Raw genomic sequence first — 12,826 nt, 5'->3', positions numbered from 1 at the left:
CGGCAGGGCCCGGATTGTACCGGGCCCGATGGTAAAGCTACAGGTTTGCGCTCAGCGTCGAACCGGGGTCAGCGGCGATCGTCCCAGATGCCGGGCTCCAGCTTCTCCTGGATCTCCGGGTACTGGCTGGCGTCGAAGGTCGGCAGCTTGCCGGCCTTGCGCTGGGCGTTGTAGTCCCGGGCCAGCTTGATGGCCAGGTTGGAGAGCAGGAGGATGGCGATGAGGTTGGTAATCGCCATCAGCCCCATGGACACATCAGCCAGGTTCCAGACGAAGGGCAGCGACGCCTGGGCACCGAACATCACCATCCCCAGCACCGCCAGGCGGAAGACCAGCAGGCCGCCCGGGTGGTTGTGCTCGAGAAACACCAGGCAATTCTCGGCGTAGAAGTAGTTGGCGACGATGGAGGTGAAGGCGAAGAACAGGATGATCACCGCCAGGAAGTACTTGCCCCACAGGCCCACCTGGCTGGTCAGGGCGTTCTGCACCAGCATGATGCCCTCGCCTTCCTGCGGGCCGGCCAGGAGGATGATGGCCGCCGACGCGGTGCAGATCAGCAGGGTGTCGATGAACACACCGGCCATCTGCACGTAGCCCTGGGAAGCCGGGTGCGGCGGATAGGGCGTCGCCGAGGCAGCCGCGTTGGGCGCCGAGCCCATGCCCGCCTCGTTGGAGAACAGGCCACGCTTGAAGCCGTTCATGATCGCCGCGCCAATGCCGCCGGCCGCCGCTTCGTGCCAGCCGAAGGCACTCTTGACGATCATCACCAGGATGCCGGGCAGTTCGCTGGCCTGGGTGATGATCAGCACCACGGCCACCAGCAGGTAGGCAACCGCCATGAACGGCACCGCCAGCTCGGAGAAGCGGGCAATAGAGCGGATCCCGCCAAAGATGATCAGGGCCGTGATGCCCACCAATACCACCCCGCTGACCCACAACGGCAGGCCGAACGCCCCTTGCAGGGCACCGCTTATGGTATTGGCCTGGACAGAATTGAAGACGAAGCCGAAGGCCAGGATCAGGAACAGCGAAAACAGCACGCCCATCCAGCGCGCCCCGAGACCCTTTTCCATGTAGTAGGCCGGGCCGCCGCGGAACTGCCCCTTGTCGTCACGGGTCTTGAACAACTGGGCCAGGGTCGCCTCGACGAAGCCAGTGGCCATGCCGACCATCGCGATCATCCACATCCAGAACACGGCGCCAGGGCCGCCCAGGGTGATGGCGACGGCGACACCGGCGACGTTGCCGGTCCCGACCCGGGCCGCCAGTGAAGTGCACAATGCCTGGAACGAGGAAATGCCGGAGTCATCCGCCTGGCGACTGCCCTTGAGCACGCTGAAGGTGTGCCCGAAATGGCGGAACTGGATCAGCCCAAGGCGGATGGTGAAGTAGAGGCCGCAGCCCACCAGCAGCCAGATCAGGACCTTGCCCCAGATGAAGCCGTTGAGCGAGTTGACCACTAGGTTGGCCATGTCTTGCATGAGGAACTCCTTGGGCCGCTTGTGGCGGCACTCAGTGAAACGCTGGAATACCCGGATGAAGTATCGCAGCGGAAAGAAGATCTCGCTGGGGCGCCCGGCAGCCGACTGAGAGGCAGCGCATGGCGTCCGCGAAGCCACACGGGCCTTGAGACGAGATCAGACGTTCAAAGTGGCGGATCAGCGCCCGATTTCGAGCAACTCCCGGACGGGCGCGAACGAACGCCGGTGGATCGCCGTGGGACCGAGGCGCTTCAGCGCCTCGAGGTGCACAGGGGTGGGATAGCCCTTGTGTCCGGCCAGGCCGTAGCCTGGGTAGAGCGTGTCCAGCTCGGCCATTTCACGGTCTCGGGAGACCTTGGCCAGAATGGACGCGGCCGCAATCGCGGGGACTTTCGCATCCCCCTGGACAACAGGTGCACAGGGTACCGCGAGCCTGGGGCAGCGATTGCCGTCGATGAGGGCCAGTTTCGGGGTCACGGAGAGCCCCTCCACCGCACGCTGCATGGCCAGCATGGTGGCGTGCAGGATGTTCAGTTGGTCGATTTCCTCGACCTCGGCCCGAGCAATGCACCAGGCCAGTGCCTTCTCGCGAATCTCGTCGAACAGCGCCTCGCGGCGTGCCTCGGAGAGCTTCTTGGAGTCGTTCAGCCCCTGAATCGGGCGTGCAGGGTCGAGGATCACCGCAGCCGTGACGACCGGGCCGCACAGCGGGCCCCGGCCAACTTCGTCAACGCCTGCCACCAGTTCCTCGACCAGGTCGAAGTCCATGCCCATCTGCATCAGCGTGCCTCCGCCAGTTGCAATACCGCCAGGGCGGCCTCTGCGGACGCATCACGACGCAGGGCGCGATGAATGGTGTCAAAGCCTTCGGTCTGTACCTCGCCGCCGTCGAGCAACGGCGACAGGGTCTGGGCCAGCGCTTCGGGGGTCGCAGCGTCCTGGATCAGCTCCGGCACGAGCAGGCGCTGGGCCAGCAGGTTCGGCAACGATACATAAGGGCTCTTCACCAGACGCCGCAAAATCTTGTAAGTGAGCGGCGCCAGACGATAGGCCACCACCATCGGGCGCTTATAGAGCAGCGCCTCCAAGGTGGCCGTACCGGAAGCGATCAGAACGGCATCGCAGGCAGCCAGCGCCAGATGAGAACGCCCATCGAGCAAGGTCAGCGGCAGGTCACGTCCCGCGAGCATCTGCTCCAATTGCTCACGGCGCGCGGCATTCGCGCACGGCAATACGAACTCGATTCCGGGGCGCAGCGCACGAAGCTGCTCGGCTGCATCCAGGAACAGCGCGCCAAGCTTGCCCACTTCGCCCCCCCGACTGCCGGGCATGAGCGCCACAACGCTGGACTCGACCGGCAGATCAAGGGCCAGGCGAGCAGCAGCACGATCAGCCTTGAGGGGGATGGTGTCCGCCAGCGGGTGACCAACGAAGCGGACAGGCACCTGATGCTCTTCGTAGAAGCGCGCCTCAAAGGGGAACAGGGTCAGCATCAGGTCGCAGGCATCACGAATCTTCAGCACCCGCTTCTGTCGCCAGGCCCACACCGAGGGGCTGACGTAGTGCACGGTGCGGATACCCGCCTGACGCAGCTTGAGTTCGACGCCCAGATTGAAATCGGGCGCATCGATACCGATGAAGACATCGGGTCGGGCGTCGATCAGGGTACGGATGAGGTGTTTGCGTCGCCGTAGCAGTTCGGGCAAGCGACCAAGCACCTCCACCAGGCCCATCACCGCCAGGCGCTCCATGGGGAAATAGGGAAGCAGCCCCTCGGCTTCCATCAAGGGACCGCCGACGCCGATGAACTCGACATCGGGGCGTTGGGCCTTGAGGGCTTTCATCAGGCCGGAGCCAAGGATGTCACCGGACGCCTCGCCAGCGACCAGCGCGATGCGCAGGGGACGGGCCATGGCTCAGCGAGTGATGCCGCGGGTGGACGACTGGATGGAGTCGCGGAAGACGGCCACCTCGGGGAACTGGACGGCGGATTCAGCCAGTTCGGCCAGCGCCTGCTCGACCGTCAGGCCCTGGCGATAAACCACTTTATAAGCCCTTCGCAACGCCTGGATGGCCTCGGCACTGAAACCGCGACGGCGCATGCCCTCGAAGTTCATGCTGCGAGCCTCGGCCGGGTTGCCGAACACGGTGACATAGGCCGGAACGTCCTTGCCGATTGCGGTGCCCATGCCGGAGAAGCTGTGCGCGCCGATGCGGCAGAACTGGTGGACCAGGGTGAAACCGGAGAGGATGGCCCAGTCATCGACATGGACATGCCCCGCCAAGGCGGTGTTGTTGACCAGGATGCAATGGTTGGCAATCACGCTGTCATGCCCCACATGCACGTAGGCCATCAGCAGGTTGTGGTCGCCGATGGTGGTCTCGCCACGGTCCTGGATCGTACCGCGATGGATAGTGACACCTTCACGGATCACATTGTGATCGCCGATCACCAGGCGAGTAGGCTCACCCTTGTACTTCAGGTCGGGGGTGTCTTCCCCGACCGAGGAGAATTGGTAGATACGATTGTGACTACCAATGCGGGTCGGTCCCTTGATGACCACATGCGGACCGACCACGGTACCCTCGCCGATTTCCACATCGGGTCCAATGATCGACCAGGGGCCGACCTGAACACCATCCGCCAGCTTTGCCGACGGATCGATGATGACGCGAGGGTCAATCAAACTCATAGTTTGCGTTCCGCACAGATGATCTCGGCCGAGCAGACTTCCTTGCCATCGACGTTGGCCTTGCATTCGAACTTCCAGATCCCGCGTTTGACGCTGAGGAAACGCGCCTCGAGGATCAGCTGGTCGCCCGGCAGCACAGGCTGGCGGAAACGCAGCTTGTCCGAACCCACAAAGTAGTAGAGGGTGCCGTCGGCCGGTTTGACGTCGAGCATCTTGAAACCAAGGATCCCCGCCGCCTGGGCCATCGCCTCGATGATCAGCACGCCCGGCATGATGGGGTGCTCAGGGAAATGGCCGTTGAAGAATGGCTCGTTGATGCTGACATTCTTGTAGGCGCGAATGCGCTTGCCCTCGATATCCAGGTCCACGACCCGATCCACCAGAAGGAAAGGGTAGCGGTGCGGCAGATATTCGCGAATCTCGTTGATGTCCATCATATTCCTGGAGCCTTGAATGGGGATTTGGGACGCGCGGCGCTGCGCGGGTCACGCATCAGATGAAGCATCCCCGCCCGGGGTCACTGCCGCCAGGCGCTTTTCCAGCTGTTGCAGGCGACGCGCCATGTCGTCCAGTTGACGAATCCGAGCGGCGCTCTTCTTCCAATCCGCCGCGGTCTGCATGGCGGTACCGGAGGAGTAGGCACCCGGTTCGGTGATGTTGCGGGTCACCATGGTCATTCCGGTGACGAACACGTTGTCGCACACCTCGATGTGCCCGACCATGCCGACGCCGCCTGCAATCATGCAGTTGCGGCCGATCTTGGTGCTGCCCGAGATGCCCACGCAGCCAGCCATGGCGGTATTGTCACCGACCTGCACGTTGTGGGCGATCATGATCTGGTTGTCCAGTTTCACACCGTTGCCGATGAGCGTGTCGGACAGGGCGCCACGGTCGATGGTGGTGTTGGCACCGACCTCGACATCGTCGCCCAGGGTCACGCCACCGATCTGCGCGATCTTCTGCCAGGCGCCCTTTTCCTTGGCGAAACCGAAGCCTTCGCCGCCGATCACGGCGCCGGACTGGATGACCACTCGCTTGCCGATCTTCACGTCGTGATAAAGGGTCACGCGCGGAGCCAGCCAGCCGCCTTCGCCGATGACGCTACGCGCACCGATGACACTGTAGGCACCGATGGTGACGCCAGGGCCTACGCAGGCACCTGACTCGATCACGACGCCGGGACCGATGCTCGCACTCGGGTCGACCTGTGCATCCACAGCGACAACGGCGGACGGGTGGATACCCGCAGCAGCGACCGGCTTGGGATCGAACAGGTGCGACAGGCGCGCATACGCCAGGTAGGGGTCCGGCACCACCAGCGCATCCCCCGCAAACCCTTCGGCATCGCCTGCAGTCAGCAGCACGGCACCGGCACGGGTCTCCGCAAGGAACTTGCGGTACTGAGGGTTGGCCAGGAAGGTCAGTTGATCCGAGCTGGCATCCTGCAGAGTAGCCAGCCCGCTGATCAGACGCGCTTCATTGCCGCGCACAGTGGCGCCAAGGCGCTCGGCCAACTGGCCGAGGGTGTAAGAGACGGCTGTCATGTTCAGCGCAGCTGGTTCATGCGCTCGATGACTTGGCGGGTGATGTCGAACTGCGGCTTCACGTCGATCACGGCACCACGCTCGAGCACCAGGTCATAAGAGCCCTTCTTCAGGACTTCTTCGACGGCCTGGTCCAGCTTCGGCTTCAGTTGCTTGAGCATGTCGCGATCGGCAACGGCCTTGGCTTCGTTCAGTTCCTTGGACTGGAACTGGAAGTCACGTGCCTTCTGCTTGAACTCGAGTTCGAGGCGCTCACGCTCGGCCTGCTGCATCTTCTCGCCATCCTTGACCAGACGGTCCTGAATGCGCTTGGCGTCGCTTTCCAGAGTCTTGAGCTTGTTCAGTTGGGGGCCAAATTTCTTCTCGGCATCGACGGCGTACTTCTTGGCAGCGTCGGACTCCAGGAGCGCCATTTGGTAGTTCAGTACCGCGATCTTCATTTCGGCAAACGCCGGGGTGGCCATCATGGCCGCGGCTACCAGAACGAGTTGAGTCAACTTACGCACGATGCACTCCTGCAACAAATACTGTTGTCGTCTTGATCAAAACACTTAGAAGGTCTGGCCCAGGGAGAACTGGAACACCTGGGTGTCGGCATTGTCGGGCTTCTTGATCGGCATGCCCAGGCTGAAGCTCAGCGGGCCCAGCGCAGTGATCCAGGTCAGCCCTACACCCACCGAGCTGGCAAGGTCGCCCAGGTTGATGTTGCTGCAGTTCTTCGCGGTGGACGAGCAACTGGTGTCGAACACGTTGCCCACATCCAAGAACAGCACGGTACGCAGCTGACGCTGGTCTTTCACGAAAGGCAGCGGGAACAGGTATTCGACGCCGCCCTGTACCAATACGTTGCCACCGAAAGGCAACGGGTCCTGATCCGGGTCAGCCAGGGTTCCGGGGTTGGTACCCTTGCTCGGTGTGCTGCGTGGACCGAGGCTGCTGTCCTCGAAACCACGAACGGAATTGAAACCACCGGCGAAGTAATGCTCGTAGAACGGCAACTCCGAAGTGGAGCCGTAGCTGTCGCCATAGCCCAGCTCCGTGTGCCAGCGCAGAGCGGTGTTCTGGGTCAGCGGGGTGAAGATCTGGCCACGGTAGTCGAGCTTGTAGAACGACAGGTCGCTGCCGGGAATGGTGGTCTCCAGCACCAGGCTCTGGGAGTGGCCTCGGGTCGCCATGACGCCCTTGTTGAGGGTGGACTCGGACCAGCCGATCGAACCCTTGAAGTTCAGGTACTTGTCGCCTTCGTTCTTGATGAAGTTGAAGATCTCATCAACGGTGTAGCGGCCCGTCCCGATTTCGTCCTGCTGTACGGTCAGGCCGAAGGTCAGGCGCGAGGTCTCGCTGATCGGGTAGCCAACGCTCACACCAGCACCCAGGCTGTCCACGGAGTAGCTGGAAACGTCCACGTCCAGCTTGTCGTAGTCAGTGGTGCGGTAGAAGGCGTTATAGCCCAGGCTGACGCCATCGACGGTCCAGTAGGGGTCGACAAAACCGAAGTTGTAGCGGGTCTGATACTCGGAACGGGTCAGGCCGATGCTGACCTTGTTGCCGGTACCAAGGAAGTTGTTCTGGCTGATGGAGCCGCCCAGGATCAGACCGGCGCTCTGGGCGAAGCCCACGCTGGCGGTGATCGAGCCGGAGGGCTGCTCTTCCACGCTGTAATTCACGTCCACCTGGTCATCAGTGCCCGGCACCTGTGGAGTTTCGACGTTAACTTCCTTGAAGAAACCCAGGCGCTCGAGTCGGGTCTTGGACTGGTCGATCAGGTAGGTCGAGGCCCAGCCACCTTCCATCTGACGCATCTCGCGGCGCAGCACCTGATCTTCGGTCTTGGTGTTGCCGCGGAAATTGATGCGGTTGACATAGGCGCGCTTGCCCGGGTCGACGGCGAAGGTCACGGAGACGGTGTGGTCATCGTCGTGAGTCTGTGGGATACCGTTGACGTTGGCGAAGGTGTAGCCCTCATTACCCAGGCGACGGGTGATCAGTTCGGACGTAGTGGTCATCACCTTGCGGGAGAACACCTGCCCTTCCTTGACCAGCAGCAATGCCTTCACTTCCTCCTCGGGAACCTTGAGGTCGCCGGAGAGCTTCACGTCGCGAATGGTGTACTTCTGGCCTTCATCAACGTTGACGGTGATGTAGACGTGCTTCTTGTCGGGCGTGATAGACACCTGGGTAGAGGAGATGTCCATGTTGATGTAGCCGCGATCCAGGTAATAGGAGCGCAGGCGTTCCAGGTCACCGGAGAGCTTTTCGCGGGCGTACTTGTCGTCGTTCTTGAAGAAAGACAGCCAGTTGGTGGTCTTCAGCTCGAACAGATTGATCAGGTCTTCGTCGGGGAACACGGTGTTGCCGACAACGTTGATGTGCTGGATCGCCGCGACCGTACCTTCATTGATGTTGATTTTCAGCGCGACGCGGTTGCGCGGCTGGGGAATCACATCGGCCTCGATCTCGGCGGAGTAGCGGCCCTGGGCCACGTACTGCCGCTGAAGCTCGTTGCGCACGCCTTCAAGGGTCGCACGCTGGAAGATCTCACCTTCGGAGAGGCCAGATTGCTTCAGCCCCTTCAGCAGGTCTTCGGTGCTGATGGCCTTGTTGCCCTCGATCTCGATGCTGGAGATGGACGGGCGTTCGACTACGCTGATAACCAGCACGCTGCCATCGCGGCCAAGCTGGATGTCTTGGAAGAAGCCGGTCTTGAACAGGGAACGGGTGGCCTCGACCAGGCGACGATCATCAACCTGGTCGCCCACATTCAGCGGCAGGGCGCCGAACACACTGCCTGCGGATACACGCTGCAGGCCGTTGACGCGGATGTCGGAGATGGTGAAGGACTCGGCGTGAACTTTGCCGATCATGAGTGCGGCAAACACCGCGGTTAGCAGCAGGCGTTTCATGAAGTCCTTTTTTTCCAACTGATAATAAGGAATCTGCCGCATAGCGCGGCAGATCCGGAATTCAGTGACGCGTTACAGTCGACTCAAGTCATTCACCAGGGCCAGAAGCATGACCCCAACGACCAGACTGATACCGATCTGTACCCCCCAAGCTTGCACCCGTTCTGACAATGGGCGGCCACGCGTCCACTCGATCAGGTAAAACAGCAGGTGCCCCCCATCAAGGACGGGAACTGGCAGTAGATTGAGAACCCCCAGGCTTATGCTCAGGTAGGCCAGGAAGTTCAGGAAATCCCCCACGCCCGACTGGGCCGAAGCGCCCGCCACTTTAGCAATGGTTATCGGCCCGCTCAAGTTTTTTACCGAGAGCTCGCCGAGCAACATTTTCTTTAGGGAATCCAGAGTTAGCAGACTCATGGACCAAGTGCGTGCCGCTGCCTCAGCGACCGCATCCAGCGGCCCAAAGGCCACCTCGCGGAGCATTTCCGGCGGCCAGTCGACCGGCTTGACACCCACGCCCATGAAGCCCCGGCGTGCCTCGCCTTCCCCAGCACTGCCCAGGGTGATGGAGACCTCAGCTACGCTGCCGGCACGCTCATAGCGGACCAGGACTGGCTGACCGGCACGGGGGCGGACGTAGTCCACCAACTGCCGCCAGTCGTCCAGACGAACATCGTCCAGCGCGAGAATGCGATCCCCCACCTGCAGCCCGGCAACCTTGCCGGGCCCATCCGGCACTTCACCCACCACAGGCGGCAAGGTCGGGCGCCAAGGCGTGATGCCGAGCGAACCGATGGTATCGGGCTCTTCAGCACCCTTGAGCCAGTTATCGAGCTGCAGTTGCACGGACGCATCGACGCTTGAGCCGGGCTCGCGAACCTGCACATCCAGTGTTCCGGACTCCCCCAGGCGACGCACGAGCTGGAGATTGACGCCGCCCCACCCGGTCACCGCCTTGCCGTCCACAGCGACGATTTCCTGCCCAGGCATCAGGCCGGCACGCGCCGCGATGCTATCCGGCGCAACGGCGCCGACCACCGGGCGAACCTGCTGACTGCCCAGCATGGCCAACACCCAGAAGAACACCAGCGCCAGAATGAAGTTGGCCACCGGCCCCGCCGCGACGATGGCGATGCGCTGGCCGACAGGCTTTCGATTGAAGGCTTGATCGAGCTGTTCGGGCGGAACCTCGACATCGACCTCACGCTCATCGAGCATCTTGACGTAGCCACCCAGCGGGATGGCAGCGATGACGAACTCCGTGCCATGGCGGTCATGCCAACGCACCAGCGGCGTACCGAAGCCTACGGAGAATCGCAGCACCTTGACGCCACAGCGACGGGCCACCCAGAAGTGCCCGAACTCGTGGAAAGTCACCAGCACCCCGAGTGCTACCAGGGTGCCCACGAACATGTATAGCGCGCTCATCGAATCACCTTCGGGCTCAACGCCCGTTCCGAACCAGCCATTGCTGAGCCGCTGCACGGGCGCGAGCGTCCGCCTCGACCACGGCGTCGAGCGATTCGACCGCCAGCGCCGCCTCTCGGTTCAGCACCTGGTCGATGATACTCGCGATCTCGGTGAAGCGAATCCGCCGCTCAAGGAATGCCGCAACGGCAACTTCGTTGGCAGCATTGAGCATGGCGGGTGCACTGCCCCCCGCCTCGGCCGCCAGACGAGCCAGGCGCAGGCAGGGAAAACGCCCCTCATCGGGCTCCTGGAAATCGAGCCGACCGATACGGAAAAGATCGAGAGGCGCAACACCTGAATCCACCCGCTCCGGCCAGGCCAGCGCATGGGCTATCGGCGTCCGCATGTCGGGGTTACCGAGCTGCGCCAGCACTGAACCATCGACATAGTCGACCAGGGAATGAATGACGCTCTGCGGGTGGATCACCACCTCGACCTGGGAAGGTGCCGCATCGAACAGCCAGCAGGCCTCGATCAACTCCAACCCCTTGTTCATCATGCTGGCCGAATCGACAGAGATCTTCCGCCCCATGGACCAGTTGGGATGAGCGCACGCCTGCTCCGGCGTGACATTGTCCAGCGCTTCCAGAGGCGTCTCGCGGAAAGGCCCTCCAGAGGCCGTGAGCAGGATGCGCCGTACGCCGACCTGCGCCAGGCCACGCCCATAGTCTCCGGGCAGGCACTGGAAGATCGCATTGTGCTCACTGTCGATCGGCAGCAGCACTGCACCATGGCGGCGCACTGCCTGGATGAACAGGGCACCGGACATCACCAACGCTTCCTTGTTGGCCAGCAGGACACGCTTGCCCGCTTCGACCGCTGCCAGGGTCGGACGCAACCCGGCCGCGCCGACGATGGCGGCCATTACCGTATCCACGTCCGGATGTGCGGCGGCTTCACATAGCCCCGCCTCTCCCGACAACACCTGGGTCCCGAGACCGGCAACCACCAGCGCCTCCTGCAGGACGCGCGCTGCTGGCGCATCCGGCACCACCGCGAAACGTGGCCGATGGCGCATGCACAGGGTTTGCAGTTCAGCCAGGCGGGAAAAGCCGCTGATAGCGAAGACTTCATAACGCAAAGGGTGGCGAGCAATCACATCCAGGGTGCTGAGCCCAATGGAGCCCGTGGCCCCCAGCACCGAAACGCGCAGAGGACGGCTCACAATGCGCCCCAACCCGCGGCCCACAACAGGGTGGCGAACACAGGGATAGCGGCGGTCAGGCTGTCGATGCGATCCAGCACACCGCCATGACCGGGCAGCAGGCCGCTGCTGTCCTTGATGCCGGACTGGCGCTTGAACATGCTCTCGGTCAGATCACCTACCACCGAGATAAGCACCACCACGGCCGCGCCCAGCAACCCCAGCACGAGCTCACCGGCGGACCAACCGCGGTAGAGACCGACACACAGAGTGATGACGAGGCAGGTAATGAGCCCGCCGATCAGCCCTTCCCAACTCTTGCCGGGACTCACCGCGGGAGCCAGCTTGCGCTTGCCGAAGCTCTTGCCGGAGAAGTAGGCACCGATGTCAGCCGCCCAGACCAGCACCATGACTGCCAGGATGAGCAGATTAGCCAGCGGCCACTGCTTGAACAGCACCAGCCCTTGCCAGGCCGGCAGCAGGATCAGCAGACCGATCACCCACTTGCTGGCCTGGGCCCGCCAATGCCGACTGCTTTCGGGATAGCCCAGCACCAGGACGGTGGCAGCCCCCCACCAGAGCACGCCCAGCAGCAGGACCAGCGGCGCCAACGCCGGCAATTGATAAAGGGCCAGCAGCGCCACGGCGACGACAGCGGCATAGCCGATACGGACGCCCTGAGACTCATGCCCTGCCAAGCGCGCCCACTCCCAAGCCCCAAGCGTCACCACGGCACCGATGAACAGCGCAAAGGCCGCTCCATCCAGGAGGAAGAAGCCACCAAGGGCGAGCGGCAGCAGCACCAGAGCGGTGATGATTCGTTGCTTGAGCATCAGGGACGGGCCTCGGCCTCTATTTGTTCACTGGTCTTGCCGAAGCGGCGCTGGCGCGTCGCGAAGTCCGCCAGAGCCTTGCGCATGGCGTCATGCTTGAAGTCGGGCCAGAACAGATCGGAAAAATAAAGCTCGGCGTATGCCAGCTGCCAGAGCAGGAAATTACTGATGCGATGCTCACCACCGGTGCGAATGCACAGGTCGGGGAGCGGCAGGTCACCCGTGGCCAGGCAGTTCTGCAGGAGCCCGGGCGTGATCTCGTCCACCTGGAGGTGGCCGGCCTGGACTTCGCGCGCCAGCCGTTGCGCAGCCTGGGTGATATCCCACTGCCCGCCGTAGTTGGCGGCGATCTGCAAGGTGAAACGATTGTGCCCCGCCGTCAGCAGTTCGGCCTCGCGCATGGCAGCCTGCAGCTCGGGGTGGAAACGGGAACGGTCGCCGATGATACGCAGACGGATGCCGTTGTCATTGAGCCGCCGCGCCTCGCGCCTAAGGGCGCCGAGGAACAGCTCCATGAGCGCGCTGACCTCGTCGGCCGGCCGCTGCCAGTTCTCACTGGAGAAGGCGAACAGGGTGAGCACATCCACCCCTGCATCCGCGCAGACCTCGATGACCGCACGGACCGCGTCGACGCCGGCCTTGTGGCCGGCGACGCCGGGGAGCAGGCGCTTCTTGGCCCAGCGATTGTTGCCATCCATGATGATCGCCACATGCCGCGGGACCGCTGGAGAAACGCCTTTCTTTTCCATTTCAGAACG

General features: G+C 62.9%; 12 protein-coding genes. All 12 read right to left on the bottom strand.

All coding sequences use genetic code 11. From position 1 onward, the window contains the following. Positions 1-68: 68 nt before the first annotated feature. Complete coding sequence (locus A9G05_RS17285; protein ID WP_069562150.1) at positions 69-1,481, bottom strand: sodium:alanine symporter family protein; 1,413 nt, start codon at positions 1,479-1,481, stop codon at positions 69-71. A gap of 177 nt (positions 1,482-1,658) precedes the next feature. After that, positions 1,659-2,261: a ribonuclease HII gene (rnhB, locus tag A9G05_RS17280; protein WP_069562149.1), complete on the bottom strand. Its 603-nt coding sequence runs from the start codon at positions 2,259-2,261 to the stop codon at positions 1,659-1,661. Continuing rightward, the gene (gene lpxB / locus A9G05_RS17275; RefSeq protein WP_069562148.1) at positions 2,261-3,394 is read right to left on the bottom strand and encodes a lipid-A-disaccharide synthase; all 1,134 of its coding nucleotides are present in this window, start codon (positions 3,392-3,394) and stop codon (positions 2,261-2,263) included. Before lpxB ends, rnhB begins: the two co-directional genes overlap by 1 nt. Positions 3,395-3,397: 3 nt before the next feature. Next, positions 3,398-4,174: an acyl-ACP--UDP-N-acetylglucosamine O-acyltransferase gene (lpxA, locus tag A9G05_RS17270; protein WP_069562147.1), complete on the bottom strand. Its 777-nt coding sequence runs from the start codon at positions 4,172-4,174 to the stop codon at positions 3,398-3,400. Then, positions 4,171-4,611: a 3-hydroxyacyl-ACP dehydratase FabZ gene (fabZ, locus tag A9G05_RS17265; RefSeq protein ID WP_044414358.1), complete on the bottom strand. Its 441-nt coding sequence runs from the start codon at positions 4,609-4,611 to the stop codon at positions 4,171-4,173. Before fabZ ends, lpxA begins: the two co-directional genes overlap by 4 nt. A 48-nt stretch (positions 4,612-4,659) precedes the next feature. Beyond that, positions 4,660-5,718 (bottom strand): UDP-3-O-(3-hydroxymyristoyl)glucosamine N-acyltransferase, encoded by a 1,059-nt coding sequence (gene lpxD / locus A9G05_RS17260; RefSeq protein ID WP_069562146.1) that lies wholly within the window; start codon positions 5,716-5,718, stop codon positions 4,660-4,662. Between the two features lie 2 nt (positions 5,719-5,720). Next, positions 5,721-6,224: an OmpH family outer membrane protein gene (locus tag A9G05_RS17255; RefSeq protein WP_069562145.1), complete on the bottom strand. Its 504-nt coding sequence runs from the start codon at positions 6,222-6,224 to the stop codon at positions 5,721-5,723. A 45-nt stretch (positions 6,225-6,269) separates the two neighbouring features. Then, complete coding sequence (gene bamA, locus A9G05_RS17250) at positions 6,270-8,621, bottom strand: outer membrane protein assembly factor BamA (protein ID WP_069562144.1); 2,352 nt, start codon at positions 8,619-8,621, stop codon at positions 6,270-6,272. A 72-nt stretch (positions 8,622-8,693) separates the two neighbouring features. Then, entirely contained in the window at positions 8,694-10,049 is a 1,356-nt protein-coding gene (rseP, locus tag A9G05_RS17245) for an RIP metalloprotease RseP (RefSeq protein WP_069562143.1), read from the bottom strand. A gap of 16 nt (positions 10,050-10,065) precedes the next feature. After that, positions 10,066-11,256 carry a 1-deoxy-D-xylulose-5-phosphate reductoisomerase gene (gene ispC, locus A9G05_RS17240; RefSeq protein ID WP_069562166.1) on the bottom strand — a complete coding sequence of 397 codons (1,191 nt, stop codon included), beginning with the start codon at positions 11,254-11,256 and terminating at the stop codon, positions 10,066-10,068. Then, complete coding sequence (locus A9G05_RS17235; protein WP_069562142.1) at positions 11,253-12,068, bottom strand: phosphatidate cytidylyltransferase; 816 nt, start codon at positions 12,066-12,068, stop codon at positions 11,253-11,255. Before A9G05_RS17235 ends, ispC begins: the two co-directional genes overlap by 4 nt. Further along, positions 12,068-12,817 carry a polyprenyl diphosphate synthase gene (uppS, locus tag A9G05_RS17230; RefSeq protein WP_044414376.1) on the bottom strand — a complete coding sequence of 250 codons (750 nt, stop codon included), beginning with the start codon at positions 12,815-12,817 and terminating at the stop codon, positions 12,068-12,070. The genes A9G05_RS17235 and uppS overlap by 1 nt, the downstream gene beginning before the upstream one ends. Positions 12,818-12,826: the final 9 nt, after the last annotated feature.

Source organism: Pseudomonas sp. ENNP23 (assembly GCF_001728945.1).
Taxonomy (GTDB): Bacteria; Pseudomonadota; Gammaproteobacteria; order Pseudomonadales; family Pseudomonadaceae; genus Metapseudomonas; species Metapseudomonas otitidis.
This window is presented reverse-complemented; position numbering and strand designations above follow the sequence as displayed.

Excerpts from the sequence above, each read along its gene's own strand:
- A9G05_RS17285 (WP_069562150.1), bottom strand. The coding sequence starts at position 1,481 with ATGCAAGACATGGCCAACCTAGTGGTCAACTCGCTCAACGGCTTCATC.
- rnhB (WP_069562149.1), bottom strand. The coding sequence starts at position 2,261 with ATGCAGATGGGCATGGACTTCGACCTGGTCGAGGAACTGGTGGCAGGC.
- lpxB (WP_069562148.1), bottom strand. The coding sequence starts at position 3,394 with ATGGCCCGTCCCCTGCGCATCGCGCTGGTCGCTGGCGAGGCGTCCGGT.
- lpxA (WP_069562147.1), bottom strand. The coding sequence starts at position 4,174 with ATGAGTTTGATTGACCCTCGCGTCATCATCGATCCGTCGGCAAAGCTG.
- fabZ (WP_044414358.1), bottom strand. The coding sequence starts at position 4,611 with ATGATGGACATCAACGAGATTCGCGAATATCTGCCGCACCGCTACCCT.
- lpxD (WP_069562146.1), bottom strand. The coding sequence starts at position 5,718 with ATGACAGCCGTCTCTTACACCCTCGGCCAGTTGGCCGAGCGCCTTGGC.
- bamA (WP_069562144.1), bottom strand. The coding sequence starts at position 8,621 with ATGAAACGCCTGCTGCTAACCGCGGTGTTTGCCGCACTCATGATCGGC.
- rseP (WP_069562143.1), bottom strand. The coding sequence starts at position 10,049 with ATGAGCGCGCTATACATGTTCGTGGGCACCCTGGTAGCACTCGGGGTG.
- A9G05_RS17235 (WP_069562142.1), bottom strand. The coding sequence starts at position 12,068 with ATGCTCAAGCAACGAATCATCACCGCTCTGGTGCTGCTGCCGCTCGCC.
- uppS (WP_044414376.1), bottom strand. The coding sequence starts at position 12,817 with ATGGAAAAGAAAGGCGTTTCTCCAGCGGTCCCGCGGCATGTGGCGATC.